This is a genomic window from Flavobacteriales bacterium (genome assembly GCA_016704485.1).
Classification (GTDB): Bacteria; Bacteroidota; Bacteroidia; order Flavobacteriales_F; family PHOS-HE28; genus PHOS-HE28.
The window spans coordinates 217,652-238,725 of record JADJAA010000001.1 but is presented as its reverse complement, the minus strand read 5'-3'; the positions used below and the strand labels follow the sequence as shown (position 1 = coordinate 238,725).

Below are 21,074 nucleotides of genomic sequence, written 5' to 3'. Positions count from 1 at the left end.
GAAGCCGGTATGGCAAGTAAGGTGCCGATCAAATTATGCCGACAGGATGGCAGTTTACATTGCGGATAGAAGTCAGGAACTTCCAATAAAGGACAGCATGCAAAATGTAGATTGCCCATAGCCCATAATTGCAAAATTTATGAGCGCATATCCCCAGAGGGGCGTAATAACAGAGCGATGGGTCTTGGCCCATCGACTTTGTAACGCGTAGAATTTTGGAGCTCTACAGGCGCGAAATAGCAAATTGAATATTTCTCCTGAACAACGCTAGACTCGAACTATTTCGCCCTTGCAGGGCTTGAACGCCGCAAGACCTATCCTACCGGGGCTGTCTCGAAAGGGATGGCCCCTTCTTGTTTTGATGGGGATTGGATGTGGTGCTGATTCAGAGACCTACCAGATCGGGATTATTTGCGGCCTTGCCCGTGTAAAGGACAGGACCGAACCCAAGGCACTTTTTAGACGTTCCTCAGCCCTTTTTTGAAGGATCCTGACCAACTTCTTCAGGTTGATCGCAGTTGCAAGTAGTCCGGTTTCCAAGGCGACTTTGTCGAGTCCCCTTAGCATGAACCGGGTGAAGCCTTTGTTCTGCTTGAGGTTACCGAAGGCCGATTCCACTTCCACCGGTCTAGCGCTTCGGTGCATTAGACCTTCTTCGCTGGTGAGCTTTTCTCGGGCTTGGGCTTTAAGTTCGTTAAGCCGATGGTTCACTTCGATGATCCGGTTACCCTTGGCCTTGTGGCAAACACCATTCATGGGGCATGTGGCGCAGTTGCTTGCTTGGTAGCGCGATACGGTTTGCACATACCCGGCCTTTGTTGTTGAGCGCTGGTCACCGATATGCCGCATGGGCTGGCCTATGGGGCAGGTATACTCGTTCCTTGCAGCGTTGTAGTGGAGTCTGTTTTGTACAAAGGGGTGTTTTTCCCAGTAGCTCTTTTGTTGTTCACGGTGGAAGTAGTTGTACTTCACAAAAGCCTCCACGCCCTCGCCTTCCAAGTATTCGTAATTCTGCTCCGAGCCATAGCTCCGCCATGCGGCGGACCACAGCCGCTTGGGGCAGTTTGCCCAACTGGGCTTGTAGTTCCTTGTAGTGGGGGATCAGTGTCTTGGTGTCGGTGGTGTCCTGATGTAGGCTGTAGTGTATGATGAACTGGTTCTGGGTGCTCCATTGCACGTTGTAGCCGGCCTTGAGTTGTCCGTTGCCCATGTGGTCGTCCTTCATGCGCATGAAGGTGGCTCCGCGATCGGTCTTCGAGTAGCTACCGCGCTCGCCCAAGATGGACTCTTGCATCTTGTACTTGCGCACGTTGTCCGGCCAGTTCCTCTTGGCGTAAGAGAGCTTTTGCTTGGTCTTCGGATCGATCTTCTTGTCCTTGAGCGCGGCGTTGATCGCATCAATGGTCTGGGCCACTTTCTTCGGGTCGAGTTCTTCCATCTCACCGGGGTCATCGCCCTGTAGTTCTTCAGCGGCTACTCCTTGGGTGTAGTTCCAGAGCTCCTCCAACTGGGCTTTCATTTTCTTCTTGTTGGTGGCAATGCTCTTGGCCCAAACGAAGGTGTACTTATTGGCATTGGCCTCGATCTTGGTGCCATCGGTGTACACTGCTTTGAGATCCACATGACCCGCTTCCATCAACAACAGAACCACTTGGCTGAACACTTCTTTGATGTGGTTCTTGAGCCGCTGGGCACGGAACCGATTGACCGTGTGGTGATCCGGACGCTTCATCCCGGCAAGCCACATGAAATGGATGTTCTCCTGGATCGCTGCCTCGATCTTACGCGAGGAGTAGATGTTGTTCAGGTAAGCATAGACCAATACCTTGAGCAACATACGCGGGTGGTAACTAGAGGTGCCGCCACCCTTGTACGTGTCGGCCAGCGAACCGATGTCGATCTGGTCGATAACCGAACCAACTACACGTACGGCATGTGTCTTTGAGATGAGTTCTTCCAACGATGGTGGCAAGAGCATCGCTTGACTCGGGTCGTAGTCCTTGAACACGACTTTTCTTTGTGAAGCCATGCCCGAAGGTCGATCACCCAAAACGAGTTGTCAAGATCAACTTCCAACGGCTTTTCAACAAAATGAAAAGGGCTGCCTCTTTTGAGACAGCCCCCTTCCATTGGTTCTATACGATATGGATCACTGTTCGACCAGGAATCGCTTTTGGTAGCGCTCTTTGCCATCTATGATCTGGAGCACGTAGATTCCATTGCTCAAGCTCGGCAACGGCAGGCCGAAGGTGGAATTGCCATTGGTAACGCTTTGCTGAGATGCGTGCACTTGTCTGCCGGTTCCATCGAACAAGTAGAGCTGAACGATGCTATTTTCTTTGGCCTCATACTCCAGCATCACCTTATCATTCGCTGGGTTAGGGTAGAGGTTCATCAATCCGGTAACAGGTTCCAACACAATTGGCTCGCTGTCCAACACGCCTTCGCGGAAACTCGTACCGCTGCAATTTGCGCGTAGGGTATAGCATTGGGTAGCACTGTTCGCGCCGTTATAGCCATAGACTTTTACGTAATACGTGGTCACGGTTCCGCCGTTGTATACAATGGTTTCACTGGTGGTGCCACCGTTCTGGCTAATTCCTACTTGAGTGGTTTTACCTTTGTACAGCACTACATCGTAATCACCGGCCAAGTTGGTCAGGTCGATACGAATGTTCTTGAGCGAGCTGGTGTTGGTGAATTTGTACCAGTCGATATCCGTGGTAGTTCCGATCGTGCCGTAGATATCCGTATTTCTGGTGATCGTTTTCGCATTGCTGCTGGTGTTGTTGCTTTCCCATGTATCTGTACAACCCGCGCTGGAAGTAGTGAACGAAACAGTAGATGAGAAGGCCGATGTACCACTGGCACAGACCGTTTGCACTTGCACGTTGTAAACACTTCCGCTTGTAAGGCCGGTCAAAGATGCCGTGGTTCCTGTAACGCTTCCGCTTGTCCAAGTGCTGGCCGAGCTTAGCTTGAATTGAACGGTATAGCTAACCGCTCCGGTTACTGCTCCCCACGAAACTGATGCACTGGATGAGGTGATCGAGGAGGCTGCAAGTCCGGTTGGTGTGTTGCACGGTGCGGCAACCGGTGTGACCGTTGCGCTAAGCGCATAACACTGTGTAGCACTGAATGCACCGCTGTATCCGAACGCATGTACATAGTATGTGCCTGCTGCCGCGTTGGCGTATGAAATGCTTTCGCTTGTTGTTCCACCTGCTTGTGAAATGGCCAATTGTGTGCCTGCGCTATTCAACAAGCGTAGGTCGTAATCAGCCGCAAGGTTGCTCATCGAAAGTGCAATATTGCTTGTACTTGTCAACGTCAAACGGTAATAGTCGGCATCGGTGCTATTCGCGATCAACGCGTTCAAAGAGCCGGCAGAAATGGAAGTTGCCGCAGCGGTCGAATTGTTCGGTTCGCCAAAGTCGCTGCAACCTGTTGTTCCTGTTGTGAAGTTTACGGCACTGGAATATCCACTACTACCCGAACTACAGGTCGCGCTTACTTGAGCATTATAGCTGGTGCCACTGCTTAGTCCGGTTAATGAGTAAGACGTTGAACCGGTACTTACGGTAGTCCATGTACCGGAAGATGCCAGTTTGTATTGTAAGGAATAACTAGTTGCACCGCTCATAGAGCCCCATGAAATTACCGCTGAAGATGTGGTTACACTGCCTGCAGCGAGACCTGAAGGTACAGTACATGTACCACCACTTGGCGGTGTACAGCCCAGCGAACTGACCAGACCAACGCGTGAGCCACCGGTTCCGAACAACGCTTGCATCCGACTTTTCTGACCGAGCGTGAAAATATTCATGCACGCATCGTTCGTGTAGTCCATGTAGTTCATGAACATATCACCATTAGAACCATTGCTACAGGTAACATGTGGGAATGAAGGGCAGCCTCCGTTATCTGTTTGTTGCGTCGGTGTATCGGATACAAGATCAGAACCGCAATTCGCATCTCCCCAGATATGGCGAAGGTTGAGCCAGTGACCTACTTCATGCGTAGCTGTCCTGCCTAGATTGTACGGTGTTGCTGAGCCTGGCGTTGTAATACTGCCAATGGAACTATACAAACAAACTACGCCATCCGTTGCCGACGGACCACCGGGGAATTGGGCATAACCCAAAAGGCTACTGCCAAGGTTACAGCTCCAAAAATTCAAATAGCTGCTACTGGGCCATGCACTACTTCCTCCGTTAGCATTGTACTTCACGTAATCGTTATCAGAAAAACTGCTCACTGTGGTGCTTTTTCGCACGATGCCGGTTGTAGCATTTCCGTTCGGGTCGCGCTGGGCTAGGCAGAATTGGATCTCGGTATTGGCACCCAAAGCAGCAAATGCCGAAGGTGTACTGCCGGCATCGGAGTTCAAACGTGCGTAGTCTGCGTTCAACTGCGCTAGTTGTGCGTAGATCTTTGCATCACTAATGTTCTGTGTGGAATTTGCGTAAACCACATGGAACACAACAGGTATCGTAATAACCGCTCGGTCTTCTTCACTATGGTCATGTATGTACTGGGTCGTGAATGCATCGATCTGCTCTAATCGAGCAGCCCTGTCCGGGTTAGCATCGATCTGTTGTTGCAGATAATCCATACTGCCACAATTGCGTTGTGCAGTCGCTGCAATGGTCATTGAAAAACCCAAGAATAGGGCGTACTGGCGGCCCTTTCCGAAAAAGCGGAATGATCTTGACATAGCGAAAATATTAGGATGAACGATTCCTATTCGACCAGACATGGTCCGTTAGGCATTACGAGATTAGTCGGTTTTCAACTACCCTGCAATATCCCCTTTGTTAATTTCGACAAAGATCTATGAACACCCTGGTAATGGATCCTTAGCACTTTGATCCGGAAGTGGATCCCAAAAGAAAAGGCCCTGACTTTCGCCAAGGCCTTTGTACGTTCAGCTCGGTGACAGTTACAAGCTCTTCACGTGCTTATCTAATTCCTGATGCAATTGCATGCCACGTAGATTCTTAGCGATGATAACACCGTTCGGGTCGATCAGGAAACTCATGGGAATGGAGTTAACACCATACAGCTGTGCTCCTTTTGACTGCCAGAAGCCGAGGTCGCTAACATGCCATTTCCACTTCAGGTTGTCCTGTTCAATGGCCTTTTTCCAAGCATCTCGGCTACGGTCAAGGCTTACGCTATAGATCTCAAAACCTTTGGCATCCTTGAATTTGGCTTTAGTGTATTTATCATAGGCTGCAACTACGTTCGGGTTCTCCTTGCGACAGGGGCCGCACCAGCTGGCCCAGAAATCAATGAGCACATACTTACCATTGAGATCAGAAAGCTTCAATTCCTTCGTGCTATCCGCATTCATGAAGGCTAGTTCGGGAGCTTTATCACCGATGCTGGTGCCAATTTTCTCCTTGCCATCTTCTGGGCGATCGATACGGTTAGCGAATCCATAAATGCCGAGCAGAACAACTGCGGCAATGGTAATAATGCGTGTTTTGGACATGATAGTGCGGAATTCCATGGCGCAAATGTAATTGGTGAGCTTGGTTCAGACCAAAGCGAATAACGTGCCGAGTTGGAACCTTGACCAAGACCCTTCCACTGTTTCTTACGATCTCAAACGCGCTCAATTTGTGCACCAAGCGCTTTAAGTCTAGCCTCGATATTCTGGTAACCGCGATCGATCTGTTCAATATTATCGATGGTACTGGTTCCTTCGGCACTCAGCGCTGCGATCAGTAGCGCAACACCTGCGCGGATATCCGGGCTGGTCATGCGAATGGCTCGCAACGGACTCTGGAAATCATTTCCGATCACCAAAGCGCGGTGTGGGTCGCAGAGTGTGATCTGGGCACCCATCTCGATCAATTTGTCCACGAAGAACAACCGGCTCTCGAACATTTTTTGATGAACGAGAACACTGCCTTTAGCTTGGATGGCCGTAACAAGTACGATACTTAAAAGGTCTGGTGTGAATCCGGGCCAAGGAGCATCACTCACCGTTAGGTTGCTGCCATCAAGGAATTTGGTGATCGTATAATGTTCTTGGGCTGGTACATGGATATCATCACCCTGTTGTACCACTGTAATTCCAAGTCTGCGGAAAATATCAGGTATCACTCCGAGCTTTTCGAATTGCACGTCCTTGATCGTGATCGAACTGCGTGTCATGGCCGCCAATCCGATGAATGATCCGATCTCGATCATATCCGGTAACATGCGATGTTCCGTTCCACCGAGTTCATCAACGCCATCGATATGCAGTAGGTTACTACCGATACCGGAGATCTTGGCACCCATGCGCACCAACATGTCACAAAGCTGTTGCAAGTAGGGTTCACAAGCTGCATTGAAGATCGTCGTTCGCCCTTCAGCAAGTACGGCCGCCATTACAATATTCGCAGTTCCGGTAACGCTGGATTCGTCCAACAACATGTATGTACCCTTCAACCGTTTCGCTTCCGCTTTGAAGAACCCTTCCTTTTTGTCATAGGAAATATCGGCCCCCAGTTTTTCGAATCCGATGAAGTGTGTATCCAATCTGCGGCGACCGATCTTATCACCGCCAGGTGTTGGGATGTATCCTTTACCGAAACGAGCAAGTGTTGGTCCAACGACCATAACACTTCCACGAAGGCCTCCGCCCAAAGTTTTGAACTGCGGTTTCAGGAAGAACTCGACATCCACGTTATCCGCGATGAATTTGTAGCTCCCTTCTCCTAACTTCTCCACTTGCACACCCATGAAGCCAAGCAGGTCGATCAGTTTGTTCACATCAACGATGTCCGGTATGTTGTGTATGGTTACCGGCTCTTTGGTAAGCAGTACAGCGCATAGGATCTGCAATGCTTCGTTCTTCGCTCCTTGCGGAATGACTTCACCTTTCAACCGCTTACCGCCAATGATCTTGAAACTTCCCATGCTGCGAAGCAACTGCGAATGCCGCTACCGAACTTGCTCCGATCGGTCACACTATCAACATAAGGAGGTGAAAGACCTGCCGCTGGAATGACTTGGGATGGATGAAGATCGTGTTACCGTACAATTGTACCGGCCAATGAACAGGAAGTAAATATGCGGGAGATCGCACAGCAGTTGTTAGCTTGGATAGAGCGCAATCAGTTACGAACGGTAGTACTGGTGTGTTTGGCGTGTACCGTAATGCTCCTGTTCCGCAGGACGGATGCATTCTATTTTCCACAATTCTATGCCGAGGATGGTAAGTTGTTCTTTGCCGATGCGTTCAACGAGGGTTGGGCAAGTCTGTTCTACCGAGCGAATGGTTATTTTCATGTGTATCCCAGGCTGCTTGCGTTGCTTGGCTTGAGTGCTGGTATTCCGGTCTTCTGGATGCCGACCCTCTTCGTGATCGGAACCATTGGCGTGTATGTGCTGGTCTGGTTCTACATCTACAAGCGTATGCCGACATCATTCGTACAGCGCTGTTTCGCGATCCTCGCAACCGTGTATTTGCCTGTCGGCCATGAGATCCTTATGAACTTGACCAATGTGCAATGGCTTGCTTCACTGATGATCCCGCTCATCGTTCTTGGTAGGCCTTCTTCGGGCAAATGGAGCACTGCTCTGGATGTGGTCATTCTTTGCTTCATATGCACCACGGGTCCCTTCGCGTTGATCTGGTCTCCTGTGTTGGCCTTATGGTCTTACGCTAAATGGCGGAATGGTATTTTAACGAAGGCGAATGTGATCACGTTGGCAACCGTAGGTCTCTTCGCTTTGATCATAGCGGTTGCATTGGTCGATCACGGTTCAATTGATCGGGATGGATCCAACGCCGGAGGTTCCATGTTCTTCGGTGCCTTGCAAGTATTGTTCTATCAGCTGTTTTATCCGATCATTTGTATTCACGTGGCCTCGGTACCTTTTGTTCTACAGCTCATGCTGAGTGCGATCGCGCTTGTTGGGCTACGCTGGTTGTTCATGCAGCTCCGCAAGAATGAAGACGCCTTCGGACTCATCCTTTTGATCATGTCCGGTGTTTTCTTTGGTATAACGTTGATCAGCTACAGGGATGATCTCTGTTCGCTTTCTCCCATCTATGTGGGGATGCGCAATTTTTATCTTCCAGCGCTATTCGTGGTATGGGCGGCATTGTGCTTACCCATTCAGCATGTTCCGCGAACAGTATTGTTCTGGTGTATAGCGATCGGTTGGATGGGTATACAGACAGGTGCCTTTTTAGGCAGAAAGCAATTCGATGACCTCAATTGGAAGCATGAAGCTGCACAGATAGGAACTGGTTCCGAACGGGTCGTGCCGCTCAATCCTCCAGGCTGGTCGATGCGTTTGAACGCTGACCATGCTTCCGATCTTTGAGTTGTAGCTACTGGATGAAAGTTGAATTCTAATAGCGCTTCTTACGATTACGGTTCCGCTTTTTACCAGCTCCGGAACTATTTCCTTTATTCCTGTTGAATTGCCGCTTGCGCGTGGTCTCCACTTCATTCTTCGGACCATTCTGTTGGCCCCGGATGATATCCGCAGTAGCGGTCAATTGCACGTCCTTCTTCAACTTCAATTTTCCTTTGCTCAACTCGTTCAGGTCCTTCAGAATAACCAGGTCGGGAACCGTATCTCGGTTGTACGTGAGGAATTGCTTCTTCATGTGGTTGGCGATCAGTTCCGTGTACGCTGCGCGCGTTTCACCTTCCTCCATAGCGGCGCATTGTTCGACCATGCGTTCCACCATTTTGCCGTAGTGGCCGAACTGGATCTTGGTCTGGGGATATTCCACACGCTTTGGCTTGCTTTCCAATTCTTCAGCGGTAGGCTTCGGAAAGGGCCCATCCACATCCAGCTTGAACTCGCTCATGACGTAGAGGTGGTCCCATAACGTGCGTTCAAAATTGTCGCTGTTCCGCAATTGTGGATTGAGTCGAGCGATCACTTGAATAATGGACTTGGCGCAGTACGTTCTTTTGTCGCGTTCATCGATCTCCATGCAATGTTCAACCATGCGTTGCACATGGCGGCCATATTCAGGAATGATCAAACGTGCACGTTGCGTGTTGTAATCGAAGGGAGTACTGATCATAATTGGCTGTGCACCTTGGATGGTGCTTAGTGGAACATGGCGTTGCTGAATGTGCAAGGTGTTCCTTGTCGTTGGAAGGTCCAAAGCTAAGAAACTAGTGGATATCGTATAGCTGTATGATCAAAACATGCTTAGCCATGAACACGCTTATCCACCTTCATTGTATGTCCTGACCCAATCGGGATCAAGAATATCGTGGAGCAAAAGAAATGCTTGGGTGCCGAAATACGGTCCATGCCAATGATCATGGTACGGCGATCGATAGGCCTGCAAAATGATCTGCTGTCTCAGTGAGGGTGCGTAAGGTTCTTGTGCCCAGCCGGTTCCAAGGGTCTGATCTGCTGCCGGGCCATAGCGCAAATTTGGCAACAGGTCGAGCGAAGGGCAGAAGAGATCTACATGCGCCTGTCGTTTTCCATCTGGCGTATCGCTCAAGGGTATGCCATGTGTTCCGAAAAGATCTACTTCAGCCGGATTTGCCCGGCTCTGCTGAATTCCACGCGCTTCCACCATGAATGTTTCAAGTGTAACAGGATGGCTATCGATCACGCGGTCTTCGTACACTTTATAGATCCAAAGTGTATAAAGTTCATCGTTCGAGGTTGGGTTCAGGCTGAAGCCAAACTCATAGGTAGCCAAAGGTGGAGCGGGCGCAAGGCTGGCTACTATTGGCCATAAGCAACAGTAGATCAATTCCTGCAACCAACGTTGTTTCGTGCTCTTTGCGACCGACATGTCCAGACAATGCTATACGGCAGAAGCCGCGTTGCAGTTCTGCCTTTCAGTGCTCAAGAGAAACTGGTCCAAGGTCTAACTCAATAATACCTTGAGCTTGGCGAAGCGCAAAAGCAGGTTTTTCTGACCTGAGGTAGGAAAGAAGATGGTGGCCTTCACGTCGGGTGGAATTCCTTCGATCTTCAGCACTTTACCTTTCCCGAATCGCTCATGCTCGACGGTCATACCTTCTTTTAGGTCCGGTACGGCCTCACCAAGTGTTTTTGTCGCTTCCAACACTTTACCTGAAGCAGACATGCGTTTCAACTTTCCAGGTGCAGGCGCCGATGCGTTCACCGAAGCACGCTCGACCTGGGACGATCTCGTCGGTTTAACCGGAGGAGCCTTGCGTTCTCTTCCATAAATAGGTTTGGAGTCCTGATCTTCCGCATCCTTACCGAATGGCCTGCCACCACGTGCCCATGAATTACCGGATGGTCTTGCATAACTGCCACCGGAGAATGCACCGCGCTCGTTCTGCACCGGCATTTCCAAGAATTCAGGGTCTATCTCTTCAATGAAGCGACTCGGTTCGCTGCTTGTGAAGTTTCCCCATTTGAAACGGCTCATCGCATAGCTCAGGGTGGCCTGTTTTTCCGCACGTGTTAAAGCCACATAGAACAAGCGTCTTTCTTCTTCCAGATCGGCACGTGTCTGAACAGCCATAAGGTTCGGGAATAGATCCTCTTCCAACCCAACGATGTGTACATAAGGGAACTCAAGTCCTTTTGCAGCATGGATCGTCATTAGACTAACGCGATCATTATCGTTCGGGTCTGTGTTGTCAGCATCGGTAAGCAATGCCACATCGATCAAGAAGTCGCTCAATGTTTTAAGTTCGGTGCTCTGATCCAGTGTCTGCTTCACCTTCTTCCACAGGTCCTTCACTGAAGGAACGCATACCGCTGAGGAGCTCTTGTATATTTTCATACCTACTCACTCCTTCGGGCGTTTTATCGGTGAACAGGTCTTTCAATAATCCGCTTTTTTGCGCAATGTATTCTCCAAGCGAATGGGCATTGTGCGTGTCCATCATGGTCTGGAAACTCTGGATCAATGTCACAAAGTCACCAAGCGCTTTTCTGGTACCTCCATGTGCCTGAACCTTATCCGGATGATCAAGGATCAGGTCCCAGATCGGTATCTCAAGTTCATTGGCCGTCACCATCAGGCGGTCCATTGTGGTCTGTCCGATGCCGCGTGTTGGGTAGTTGATCACGCGTTTCAGTGCTTCTTCATCACGCGGGTTGCACACCAACCGGAAATATGCGACCAGGTCCTTAATCTCTTTCCGTTGGTAAAAACTTAGGCCACCATAGATGCGATACGGAACATTCAGTTTCCGCAACGCCTCTTCCATGCTCCTGCTTTGCGCATTGGTGCGGTACAGGATCGCAAAGCCTTTGTTCGGGACCTGATGCTGCATCTTTGTCTCGAAGATCGTGTGTGCCACGAACTGACCTTCTTCATTATCACTCAACGATCGGTGAACTTTGATCTTTTCACCTTGTAGATTATCGGTCCAGATCGTCTTTTCGATCTGTTCCTTGTTCTTCTCGATCAAGCTGTTCGCGGCTCCCACAATGGTTTTTGTACTCCGGTAATTCTGTTCCAGCTTGAACAGCTTATGGTCCGCATAATCACTCCGAAAATTGAGAATGTTCTGAATGTTCGCTCCGCGGAAAGCGTAAATGCTTTGGCTATCATCACCCACCACGGTCAGGTTCTCGTGCCGTGCGGCCAAGGTTCGTACAATGTTGTACTGGACAAGGTTCGTGTCTTGATATTCATCCACCAAGATGTAGTTGAACCGGCTTTGGTACTTCAGCATGACATCCGGGTGGTCGCGGAAAAGCTTAGCCGTGTTGAACAGCAGGTCATCGAAATCCATAGCACTCGCACGGAAGCATCTATCCACGTATGTCTTATAGATCTCACCTAGTAATGGTCGCATGTGTGCTGCATCACTTGCCATCAATTCGCCGTTGTTCATGTAGTCCAACGGTCCCATCAAATTGTTCTTTGCCATGCTGATCCGACTATGGACCTGATTGGCTTTGTACAACTTGTCATCCAACTTCATGTCCTTTACAATGGCGCGGATCAAACTGCGGCTATCGTCGGTATCGTAGATCGTGAAGTCCTTTGAGTATCCGATCTTCTCGGCTTCTGCGCGCAGTACACGTGAGAAGACACTATGGAATGTTCCCATCCAAAGACTCCGTGCTAAGCCATCACCGACCAATGCGCCAATACGCGCTTTCATCTCCTTTGCGGCCTTGTTCGTAAAGGTCAATGCAAGTATGCGGAAGGGGTCCACACCCTTTGTAAGTAGATGTGCAATTCGGACGGTAAGCACTTTGGTCTTTCCGCTACCCGCGCCGGCAATGACCATATTGGGCCCTTCAGAATTATTTACAGCCGCCAATTGGGCGGGGTTCAGCCCTTTCAAATGATCCATGGAATGTAGCAAAGGTAAGAGCGTACGATGAGGGAGGCAGAACGAGTTCTCAACCGATCGCTCAGGATCGGACCGTATCCAATGTGCTATTCCATTGCCCTATTGGTAGGTTGTCGCGCAGTGCGATCTACCGTACGACCTTCCAGGTTGTCCATCGAGAATGATGGAGTACCCTTACCAGTAGCAGGCCTTCAGAATCCGTGGCCACAAGCGTTTCATTCATTTGCACGCGATAGGTAAAGGGGACCATTCGACCAGAAACATCGATCAACTCAATGCGTGATCGTTCATCAATACCTTTAAGGACCACACCGGCATCGGTGTTGTGTAAGGTGATGTGCTCACTCACAAATTCCGATAAGCCTACGGTACAATTGATCGGTGCGGTGGGATTGGTGCTAAATGCACCGTTCACCGCGGTCCAATCTTCCCAAGAGCCACCGGAACCTGCTTGCCAAGTATTAAGGTCGAATGTGGTTGCGCCACTGGATACACCCGGCGCTTTATAAACTTTCACGGCCGTGCCGTTATCGTTCCATGTGAGTGGAAGTCCAACTTCACATTGCTGTGGCAGTGAGGGGTTGGTACAATCCACCCGAAGAAAATAGGCGAACTCCTGGTATGTAGGGTAGCCACCATAAACGTGCGCGATACCGTCATCTGTCACACAGACCGCCGTGTATTCGTTACAGGCTATTCCCCGTGCTTCAACACCTTGGTCTGTACGGATGCGTGCCAAGAACGTAAAGTGCCTGCCCTTACGATCTGGGTCATCGTAATGGGTGTCTGTTATCACATTGCTCAAGATCGGTAGATCCAAAAATGCATTAGAGCCGATCTGTATATCATCACTATAAGGGTTACTCAAAGCTGCAGCGGAGGTGACCGTGCCATTCTGTGCGGTAAAACGATGTCCACCAAGAATGGCCATGCCCGCGCTTGTGCCACCAATAACGATGTTACGTTGGTCCAAGGCAATATTGATCAGACTATCAATAGGTGTGTTCTGCCAATATGAGATATAGTCCCATTGATCACCTCCTGCGAACCAAATGGCCTCCGCTTGTCTGATCCGTTCTTGCACGTAGGGTTCTGAGCTTGCAGAAGCATCAGAGAAAACAATGGTTTCCACTGAATTCACCGGAACACCAAGATCTGCATACAAATAATCGTTGTATCCATCGCTACCACTGGCCCGCAATACAAGTACGTCACCACCAATTGCTCGCTGAAGGAACCAGATCATTGCATTATCATCTTCTGTCGCACCACCCATCATGCAGATGCCACCCGTCGGTTGTGTTACTACGTCGGCGGTATTCCCGGTGAAGTAGCTGGTATAGTTAGTTTGGGCGGATAACCCATGTGTTACTAAAAGAACAAATAGAATTGAGAACTTCATGCGTCAAAGTTCGCTACGGGATCGATATCACGGAATAGTCGATATCTTATTTGCTCTATAAACGGCGGTTCTTCTTGTTCCTTCGATGAGGATCCGATCGGTCGCTACGGATTCCTGTAGGTCCCTACTGGCCGTTGCAGTGCTTAGTTCAGGAAAAAAGTTCAAGTAATCCGAGCGACGGAACGTTCTTTCTGTACTGCCTCTCAGCGGGCCATTCAAAAGAAAGATCTCGATGCGGTCCATTGGGCCACGTACGGGGTCCGGTTTTAGCAACAGTTCCGCCAAAGCTTCATCGATTCGTTCCAATAGGTAGACAATGAACTCTCCACAATCGCCTCTTCGATCGGCGTATTCCATTGCGGCGTAGTAAGCGGGTTGGGCATTTAGTATGAATGCTTCGATCGGTAAATAGCCAAAAACCGGCCAATGCTGCATCAACATCCGCTTCTGCCAAAGTCGCGCAAGTCGCCCATTCCCAGCTGTGAATGGACGCAGATATACCAGTCCAAAGTGCAGCACACAACTGGTGATCAACGAAGGAAAATCATCCTCCTCCGTATTGCGAAGCAGTTCCTGAACATTAACGGGAATGTCATGCGCACTTGCGATCCGTAACGGTTCTGGTTCACCATAAAGCACATCCATTGCTCCAGTTCGGAAATGGCCAGCATCAATTGCCAGACCATGCATTAGTACGCTGTGCGCTTGCCGCAGGTCCTGGGGCACGAATGGGTCAAGTTCGGGTAACAGTTCATAGGCACGGTGGGTATTGACCGCCTCAAGGTCTGCCGATCCGGCCTTTGCTGAAGCGGGGTAGTCCACCAGTTCCGCAACCGGCAATGCATCCAAGGAGCTTCCTTCCAACGCAAGTGTGCTGTGAACACTGCTGATATGGTATGCCTTTTCAAGTCCGGGATGCGGCTGATGCAAGTGCCGCGCATGCACTTCGCCCAAACGCTGATGGATCGTCGCCAACAGATTCAGCATTCTGGGACTGATCGAGTAGTAGGTGACACTGCCAATATCCATAAATTAGTATCAAATGATACTAGCAAAGGTAATGCGAAATACGAAATGCGGGCTCAGAAGAAAGAAATCGAAGGTGGTTTGTCGATCTGGTACGGGTTTGATCAGAGCCGATGAGATCCTACAATAACAAGGATTTATGGCAAAAAAAAATAGCTGGTCCGGGTTGTTTTTGATCCAGAACCCGGAACAATACAGTAAATTTTCCATCAACACCGATCCGTGGAAAAGCCAATTCAGTTACATTTGCAGCCCGAATTCGCCCACTGTAGAGCGAAAACACCTGAAAGTCAAGACGAAAAGGAGCTCATGCCAACTATCCAACAGCTCATCCGAAAGGGTCGCCAAACGCCAAAGACCAAAAGCAAGTCGATCGCATTGACTTCTTGCCCTCAACGTCGTGGCGTATGTACCAAGGTTTACACCACTACACCTAAGAAGCCGAATTCAGCGCTTCGGAAGGTAGCTAAGGTGCGCCTTGTTAATGGTTACGAGGTCATCGCCTATATCGGTGGTGAAGGTCATAACCTACAAGAACACAGTATTGTACTCGTTCGCGGGGGTCGTGTAAAGGACCTACCGGGTGTGAAGTACCATATCGTCCGTGGTGTACTAGATACATCAGGTGTAGAAGGGCGTAACCAGCGTCGCAGCAAATACGGCACGAAGCGCCCGAAAGCCGGTGCAGCCGCCCCAGCAAAGAAGAAGTAACCGTCACGAGTAAGCAGCTATGCGTAAAAAGACGATCAAACACAACACCTTGCCTGACCCGAAGTTCGGAGACGTGCAGGTAACCCGGTTCGTGAACAATTTGATGTACGACGGCAAGAAGAGCAAGTCCTTGGACATCTTCTACGCCGCGATCGATATTGTTACGGAGAAGAGCGGCGAAGATGGCTTGGAGATATTTCGCAAAGCCATTGTCAATGTTACTCCTCAAGTGGAAGTTAGAAGCCGCCGTGTTGGTGGTGCTAACTTCCAGATCCCGCAAGCGGTTCGCGAAGACCGCAAGAAAAGCTTAGCAATGAAATGGTTGATCGGGTACGCCCGCAACCGTAATGAGCGCAGCATGCCAATGAAACTCGCGAATGAGATCTTGGCGGCTTCGAAAGAAGAAGGTGCGGCATTCAAGAAGAAGGAAGAGATCCATAAAATGGCCGAAGCGAACAAAGCGTTCAGCCACTTCCGCTTCTGATAACGACTGTAGAGTAAGAGAAAATGGCCAAAAGGGACCTCAAATTCACGCGCAACATCGGCATCATGGCGCACATCGATGCCGGGAAGACCACAACTTCCGAGCGCATCCTGTATTACACGGGTCTTGTTCACAAGATCGGTGAAGTACATGATGGTGCAGCCACTATGGATTGGATGGCTCAGGAGCAGGAGCGTGGTATCACGATCACTTCTGCCGCTACCACAACCAGCTGGGATTACCGTGGTGACAAGTACAAGATCAATTTGATCGATACGCCAGGTCACGTGGATTTCACCGTTGAGGTGGAGCGTAGCTTACGTGTATTGGACGGTGCCGTTGCATTGTTCTGCGCTGTTGGGGGAGTAGAGCCACAGAGTGAGACTGTTTGGCGTCAAGCAAATAAGTATAAGGTTCCGCGCATCGGTTTTGTCAACAAGATGGATCGCAGCGGTGCTGACTTCTTCAATGTGGTTACCCAGATCCGCGAGCGCTTAGGTGCAAACCCTGTTCCACTGCAAGTGCCAATTGGAGCTGAAGCAGATTTCTTAGGTGTAGTTGACCTGATCAACAACCGTGGAATGGTCTGGAATGAAGCGGATCAAGGCATGACCTGGACCGAAGTGCCTATTCCTGATGATCTGGTGGATACAGTAAAAGAGTGGCGCGCTAAGTTGATTGAAGCCGTTGCAGAAAGCGACGATACCTTAATGGAGAAGTATTTCAATGATCCAGATAGCCTTACTGAGGCTGAGATCATGAATGCGATCCGCATCAGCGCTATTAACATGAGCATTACGCCTATCCTTTGTGGTAGCGCTTTCAAGAATAAAGGGGTACAGACCATGCTTGATGCGGTCATGGCTTATTTGCCAAGCCCTATGGACATTGAGTCCGTGATCGGCATTGACCCGCGCACGGATGCAGAGATCGAGCGTCACCCGGATCCGGATGAGCCGTTCTCTGCATTGGCATTCAAGATCGCAACTGACCCCTTCGTAGGTCGTCTGGCATTCTTCCGCGCCTATAGCGGATACCTGGATGCTGGAAGTTATGTACTGAATACGCGGAGTGATAAGAAAGAACGCATCAGTCGTATTTTCCAGATGCACTCCAACAAGCAGAATCCTGTGGAGCGTATTGAAGCAGGAGATATTGGAGCAGCCGTTGGTTTCAAAGATATCCGAACCGGAGATACACTTTGTGCGGAGGCGCACCCGATCATTCTGGAGAGCATGAGCTTCCCAGAGCCGGTAATTGGAATTGCCATTGAACCAAAGACCCAAGCGGACTTGGATAAGATGGGAACTGCTTTGGGCAAATTGGCCGAGGAGGATCCAACATTCAAAGTTCACACCGACGAGGATACTGGCCAGACCGTGATCAGCGGAATGGGCGAATTGCACTTGGAGATCCTTGTGGATCGCATGAAGCGCGAATTCAAGGTAGAGTGCAACCAAGGTGCGCCGCAGGTGAAATACAAAGAGGCCATCACTGGTACGATCGAACACCGTGAGCTGTACAAGAAGCAGACTGGTGGTCGCGGTAAGTTTGCTGATATACACGTGCGTATTGAGCCACAGACCGACCCGGAAAAGCCCGGTCTGGAGTTCGTTGACGCGATCAAAGGTGGATCCATTCCAAAGGAATTCGTAGGACCAGTTCAGAAAGGCTTCGAGGCATCGTTGAAGAACGGCGTGCTTGCTGGTTATCCAATGGAATCCATGAAGGTGACCTTGTACGACGGATCGTTCCACAATGTGGATTCTGATGCATTGAGCTTTGAGATCTGTGCGAAAAGTGCCTTCCGAACCGCAGTGCCACGTTGCAAGCCGGTATTGATGGAGCCGATCATGAAGATCGAAGTGATAACACCAGAAGAGAATATGGGTGATATTGTTGGTGACCTTAACCGTCGCCGCGGTACCATCCAAGGAATGGAAGACCGTTCCGGAGCAAAAGCAATTAAGGGTACAGTGCCACTGAGCGAAATGTTCGGTTACGTGACCAGCCTACGGACCATGTCCAGCGGCCGTGCAAGTAGCACCATGGAGTTCAGCCATTACGACCCAGCACCGAATAACGTAACTGAAGCCGTTTTGGCCAAAGTACGTGGTAAAGTTTCAGCCTAATAACAAATTGACCCGAACGCTATGACCCAGAAGATCCGGATCAAACTGCGATCTTACGATCACAACCTCGTCGACAAGAGCGCCGAGAAGATCGTTAAGACGGTAAAGACCACTGGCGCAGTGGTTAGTGGACCAATTCCACTACCTACGCACAAGCGCATTTTTACAGTGCTCCGCTCACCACACGTGAATAAGACAGCACGTGAGCAGTTCCAATTATGCAGTTACAAGCGCATGATGGACATCTATAGCTCGTCCTCAAAAACGATCGATGCCCTCATGAAACTGGAACTCCCCAGTGGCGTGGATGTGGAGATCAAGGTCTGATAGAAACTGGATAAGCTTCTAACAACGCACTAAGAAAGAAGAACAATGAGCGGATTGATCGGAAAAAAGATCGGCATGACCAGCCTGTTCGACGCGGACGGGTCGATGGTAGCGTGTACCGTGATCGAGGCTACACCCAATGTGGTTAGTCACGTGAAGACCATGGAGAAGGATGGCTACGATGCTGTTCAGCTTGCATATGGTGAGGCGCGCGAAAAAAATACCACCGCTGCTGCTATGGGCCACTTCAAGAAAGCAGGCACTACCCCAAAAAAGAAGACTCACGAGTTCAAGGAATTCCCTCGGGATATGAAGTTGGGAGATAGCGTAGGTGTTGATCTATTCTTTGAGGGTGGTTTTGTTACCGTGACCGCAAGCAGCAAGGGAAAAGGTTTCCAAGGTGTTGTAAAGCGCCATGGTTTCAGTGGTGTAGGTGAAGCTACGCACGGTCAACATGACCGTAGCCGTGCTCCTGGTTCATTGGGTGGCTCATCGTATCCTAGCCGTGTATTCAAAGGCATGCGTATGGCAGGCCGTATGGGAGGTAACAAGGTTACCACGGAGAACCTTCGTGTGATCAAAATTGATAAGGAAAAGAATCTTCTGCTGTTGAAAGGTACCGTTCCTGGTGCTAAAGGCGGCTTAGTGATCATCTGGAAGTAAGATGGAACTTGATATACACACCAAGGACGGTAAGTCCACCGGCAAGAAAGCCAAGCTGAACGACGCGGTATTCGCGATAGAGCCGAACGACCATGCCATTTGGTTGGACGTGAAGCAGCACTTGGCAAACAAACGTCAAGGCACGGCCAAGACATTGGAGAAAAGCGAAATGAGCGGTAGTACGAAGAAACTGCACCGCCAAAAAAGTACGGGTGGATCCCGTAAGGGTTCCATCAAGAGTCCACTCTTCAAAGGAGGTGCTCGTGTATTCGGCCCTAAGCCGCGCGACTACCACTTCAAGTTGAACAAGAAGGTAAAGGACCTGGCTCGTCGCAGTGCCCTAACACACAAGGCCAAGGACGGTGCGATCCGCGTCGTTGATGCGATGTCCATGTCTGCTCCAAAGACAAGTGAATACTTGGCTTTCTTGAAAGCATTCGAACTCAATGGTCGCAAGAGCGTTTTGGTGGTTCCTACGAAGGACGACAACATCGTTCTTAGTGCACGCAACATCCAGCGCACGCGCGTAGTAGTGGCGAGCGAGTTGAATACCTACGATATTATGAACGCCAGCGGATTGTTGATCGTGAAGGACGCGATCGGACTGTTGGAAGCAACGCTCACCAAGTAAGAAAATGAGCCAGATCATCATACGACCTATCGTCACTGAAAAGATGACGGCGCAAGGCGAGAACGAGAACCGTTATGGTTTCGTGGTCGCTAAGACCAGCAATAAAGTGCAGATCAAACAGGCTGTAGAGAAGGAGTACAACGTCACGGTGACGGGTGTACGTACCATGATCTGCGCCGGAAAGGACCGCACCCGTTACACCAAGAGCCTGATCCTCAAAGGCCGCACGCAGAGCTGGAAGAAAGCGATCGTGACGGTTCAAACAGGGGAGACCATCGACCTCTATAGCAGCATCTAAGTCATGGGCATACGCAAACTCAATCCGGTCACCCCCGGCACTCGTCATAAAGTGATCACCGATTTCGAAGGTGTTACAACGCGGGTCCCAGAGAAATCATTGACCACCGGTATCCACAAAAGTGGTGGCCGTAACAATCAAGGTAAAATGACCATGCGCTACATCGGCGGTGGTCATAAACAGCGCTATCGCGAGATCGATATGAAGCGCAACAAGCACGGTATTCCGGCACTGGTGAAGACGATCGAGTACGATCCGAACCGCAGTGCACGTATCGCATTGTTGTTCTATGCCGATGGTGAGAAGCGCTACATCCTTGCGCCGAACGGGTTGAAGGTCGGACAGGAATTGTTGAGCGGTACCGGTATCCCTCCTGAGGTTGGTAATTGCCTTCCTCTTGGTGAGATACCATTGGGTACTATTGTACACAACATCGAATTGAAGCCTGGACAAGGGGGTACCATTGCACGTAGTGCTGGCACCTTTGCACAGCTAAGCGCTCGTGAGGGCAAATACGCGACACTAAAGATGCCAAGTGGCGAGGTTCGCATGATACTCACAACTTGTTTGGCAACTGTAGGTACAGTTGGCAACGGCGAGCACATGTTACAGAAAAGCGGTAAAGCTGGTCGTACACGTTGGCAGGGTCGTCGTCCACGCACCCGTCCAGTAGCAATGAATCCGGTCGATCACCCGATGGGTGGTGGTGAGGGTCGTGCTTCAGGTGGTCATCCTAGAAGCCGGAAAGGTCTATTGGCGAAAGGCAAAAAGACCCGCCGTCCAAAAAATACGTCGAACAAGTTCATCATTGAACGCATCAACGCCAAATAAGGCAGAATAGAACATGAGCCGTTCACTCAAGAAACCACCGTTCATTCACTACAAGCTTGATAAGCGTGTAGGTGATGCCCAAGCATCGGGCAAGAAGAACGTCATTAAGACCTGGTCACGTGCCAGCACCATCAGCCCTGATTTCGTGGGTTTGACGATTGCTGTACACAACGGGAACAAATTCATTCCTGTTTACGTGACCGAGAACATGGTAGGCCACAAGTTGGGCGAGTTCGCTCCAACACGTACCTACCGAGGCCACTCCGGTAACAAGAAGAACTAAGG

The 21,074-nt window shown here is 50.0% G+C and carries 17 protein-coding genes and 2 pseudogenes; 10 read left to right on the top strand and 9 right to left on the bottom strand.

Going from position 1 to position 21,074, the window contains the following annotated elements; genetic code table 11:
* Window positions 1–498 precede the first annotated feature (498 nt).
* From IPF95_01060 to murA, 4 genes and pseudogenes are all read right to left on the bottom strand, one after another.
* Window positions 499–2,029, bottom strand: a pseudogene (locus IPF95_01060) (IS1182 family transposase).
* Between the two features lie 120 nt (window positions 2,030–2,149).
* Window positions 2,150–4,717 (bottom strand): fibronectin type III domain-containing protein, encoded by a 2,568-nt coding sequence (locus IPF95_01055; protein MBK6473284.1) that lies wholly within the window; start codon window positions 4,715–4,717, stop codon window positions 2,150–2,152.
* A gap of 225 nt (window positions 4,718–4,942) precedes the next feature.
* A complete protein-coding gene (locus IPF95_01050; protein ID MBK6473283.1) occupies window positions 4,943–5,515 on the bottom strand; it encodes a redoxin domain-containing protein in 573 nt (190 codons plus the stop codon).
* Between the two features lie 95 nt (window positions 5,516–5,610).
* Entirely contained in the window at window positions 5,611–6,915 is a 1,305-nt protein-coding gene (murA, locus tag IPF95_01045; GenBank protein ID MBK6473282.1) for a UDP-N-acetylglucosamine 1-carboxyvinyltransferase, read from the bottom strand.
* Between the two features lie 153 nt (window positions 6,916–7,068).
* Here murA and IPF95_01040 point away from each other — a divergent pair, with 153 nt between their 5' ends.
* Complete coding sequence (locus IPF95_01040) at window positions 7,069–8,331, top strand: hypothetical protein (GenBank protein MBK6473281.1); 1,263 nt, start codon at window positions 7,069–7,071, stop codon at window positions 8,329–8,331.
* Window positions 8,332–8,359: 28 nt separating this feature from the next.
* Here IPF95_01040 and IPF95_01035 read toward each other — a convergent pair whose 3' ends face one another.
* From IPF95_01035 to IPF95_01015, 5 genes and pseudogenes are all read right to left on the bottom strand, one after another.
* Window positions 8,360–9,106, bottom strand: coding sequence for a DUF4290 domain-containing protein (locus IPF95_01035; protein ID MBK6473280.1), 747 nt, complete (start codon window positions 9,104–9,106; stop codon window positions 8,360–8,362).
* A gap of 90 nt (window positions 9,107–9,196) precedes the next feature.
* Window positions 9,197–9,784 carry a hypothetical protein gene (locus IPF95_01030; protein ID MBK6473279.1) on the bottom strand — a complete coding sequence of 196 codons (588 nt, stop codon included), beginning with the start codon at window positions 9,782–9,784 and terminating at the stop codon, window positions 9,197–9,199.
* 75 nt (window positions 9,785–9,859) lie between these two features.
* Window positions 9,860–12,284 (bottom strand): annotated as a pseudogene (locus IPF95_01025) (UvrD-helicase domain-containing protein).
* 127 nt (window positions 12,285–12,411) lie between these two features.
* Window positions 12,412–13,686, bottom strand: coding sequence for a cyanophycinase (locus tag IPF95_01020; GenBank protein ID MBK6473278.1), 1,275 nt, complete (start codon window positions 13,684–13,686; stop codon window positions 12,412–12,414).
* 27 nt (window positions 13,687–13,713) lie between these two features.
* On the bottom strand, window positions 13,714–14,673 hold the full coding sequence (locus tag IPF95_01015) for a Fic family protein (GenBank protein ID MBK6473277.1): 960 nt from the start codon (window positions 14,671–14,673) through the stop codon (window positions 13,714–13,716).
* Between the two features lie 348 nt (window positions 14,674–15,021).
* Between IPF95_01015 and IPF95_01010 the strand changes: the two genes are divergently transcribed.
* From IPF95_01010 to rpsS, 9 genes are read left to right on the top strand one after another with little or no spacing between them, the layout of a single operon-like run.
* Window positions 15,022–15,423 (top strand): 30S ribosomal protein S12, encoded by a 402-nt coding sequence (locus tag IPF95_01010; protein MBK6473276.1) that lies wholly within the window; start codon window positions 15,022–15,024, stop codon window positions 15,421–15,423.
* A 19-nt stretch (window positions 15,424–15,442) separates the two neighbouring features.
* Window positions 15,443–15,907, top strand: coding sequence for a 30S ribosomal protein S7 (rpsG, locus tag IPF95_01005; GenBank protein MBK6473275.1), 465 nt, complete (start codon window positions 15,443–15,445; stop codon window positions 15,905–15,907).
* Window positions 15,908–15,930: 23 nt separating this feature from the next.
* Window positions 15,931–18,039, top strand: coding sequence for an elongation factor G (gene fusA / locus IPF95_01000; protein MBK6473274.1), 2,109 nt, complete (start codon window positions 15,931–15,933; stop codon window positions 18,037–18,039).
* Window positions 18,040–18,060: 21 nt separating this feature from the next.
* Window positions 18,061–18,366, top strand: a complete 306-nt coding sequence (gene rpsJ, locus IPF95_00995) for a 30S ribosomal protein S10 (GenBank protein ID MBK6473273.1) — start codon at window positions 18,061–18,063, stop codon at window positions 18,364–18,366.
* Window positions 18,367–18,411: 45 nt separating this feature from the next.
* Window positions 18,412–19,029, top strand: a complete 618-nt coding sequence (rplC, locus tag IPF95_00990) for a 50S ribosomal protein L3 (GenBank protein MBK6473272.1) — start codon at window positions 18,412–18,414, stop codon at window positions 19,027–19,029.
* A gap of 1 nt (window position 19,030) precedes the next feature.
* Complete coding sequence (gene rplD / locus IPF95_00985; GenBank protein ID MBK6473271.1) at window positions 19,031–19,660, top strand: 50S ribosomal protein L4; 630 nt, start codon at window positions 19,031–19,033, stop codon at window positions 19,658–19,660.
* 4 nt (window positions 19,661–19,664) lie between these two features.
* Entirely contained in the window at window positions 19,665–19,958 is a 294-nt protein-coding gene (rplW, locus tag IPF95_00980; GenBank protein ID MBK6473270.1) for a 50S ribosomal protein L23, read from the top strand.
* Between the two features lie 3 nt (window positions 19,959–19,961).
* Complete coding sequence (gene rplB, locus IPF95_00975; GenBank protein ID MBK6473269.1) at window positions 19,962–20,789, top strand: 50S ribosomal protein L2; 828 nt, start codon at window positions 19,962–19,964, stop codon at window positions 20,787–20,789.
* Window positions 20,790–20,802: 13 nt separating this feature from the next.
* Window positions 20,803–21,072, top strand: a complete 270-nt coding sequence (gene rpsS / locus IPF95_00970) for a 30S ribosomal protein S19 (GenBank protein ID MBK6473268.1) — start codon at window positions 20,803–20,805, stop codon at window positions 21,070–21,072.
* The last annotated feature ends 2 nt before the right edge of the window (window positions 21,073–21,074 follow it).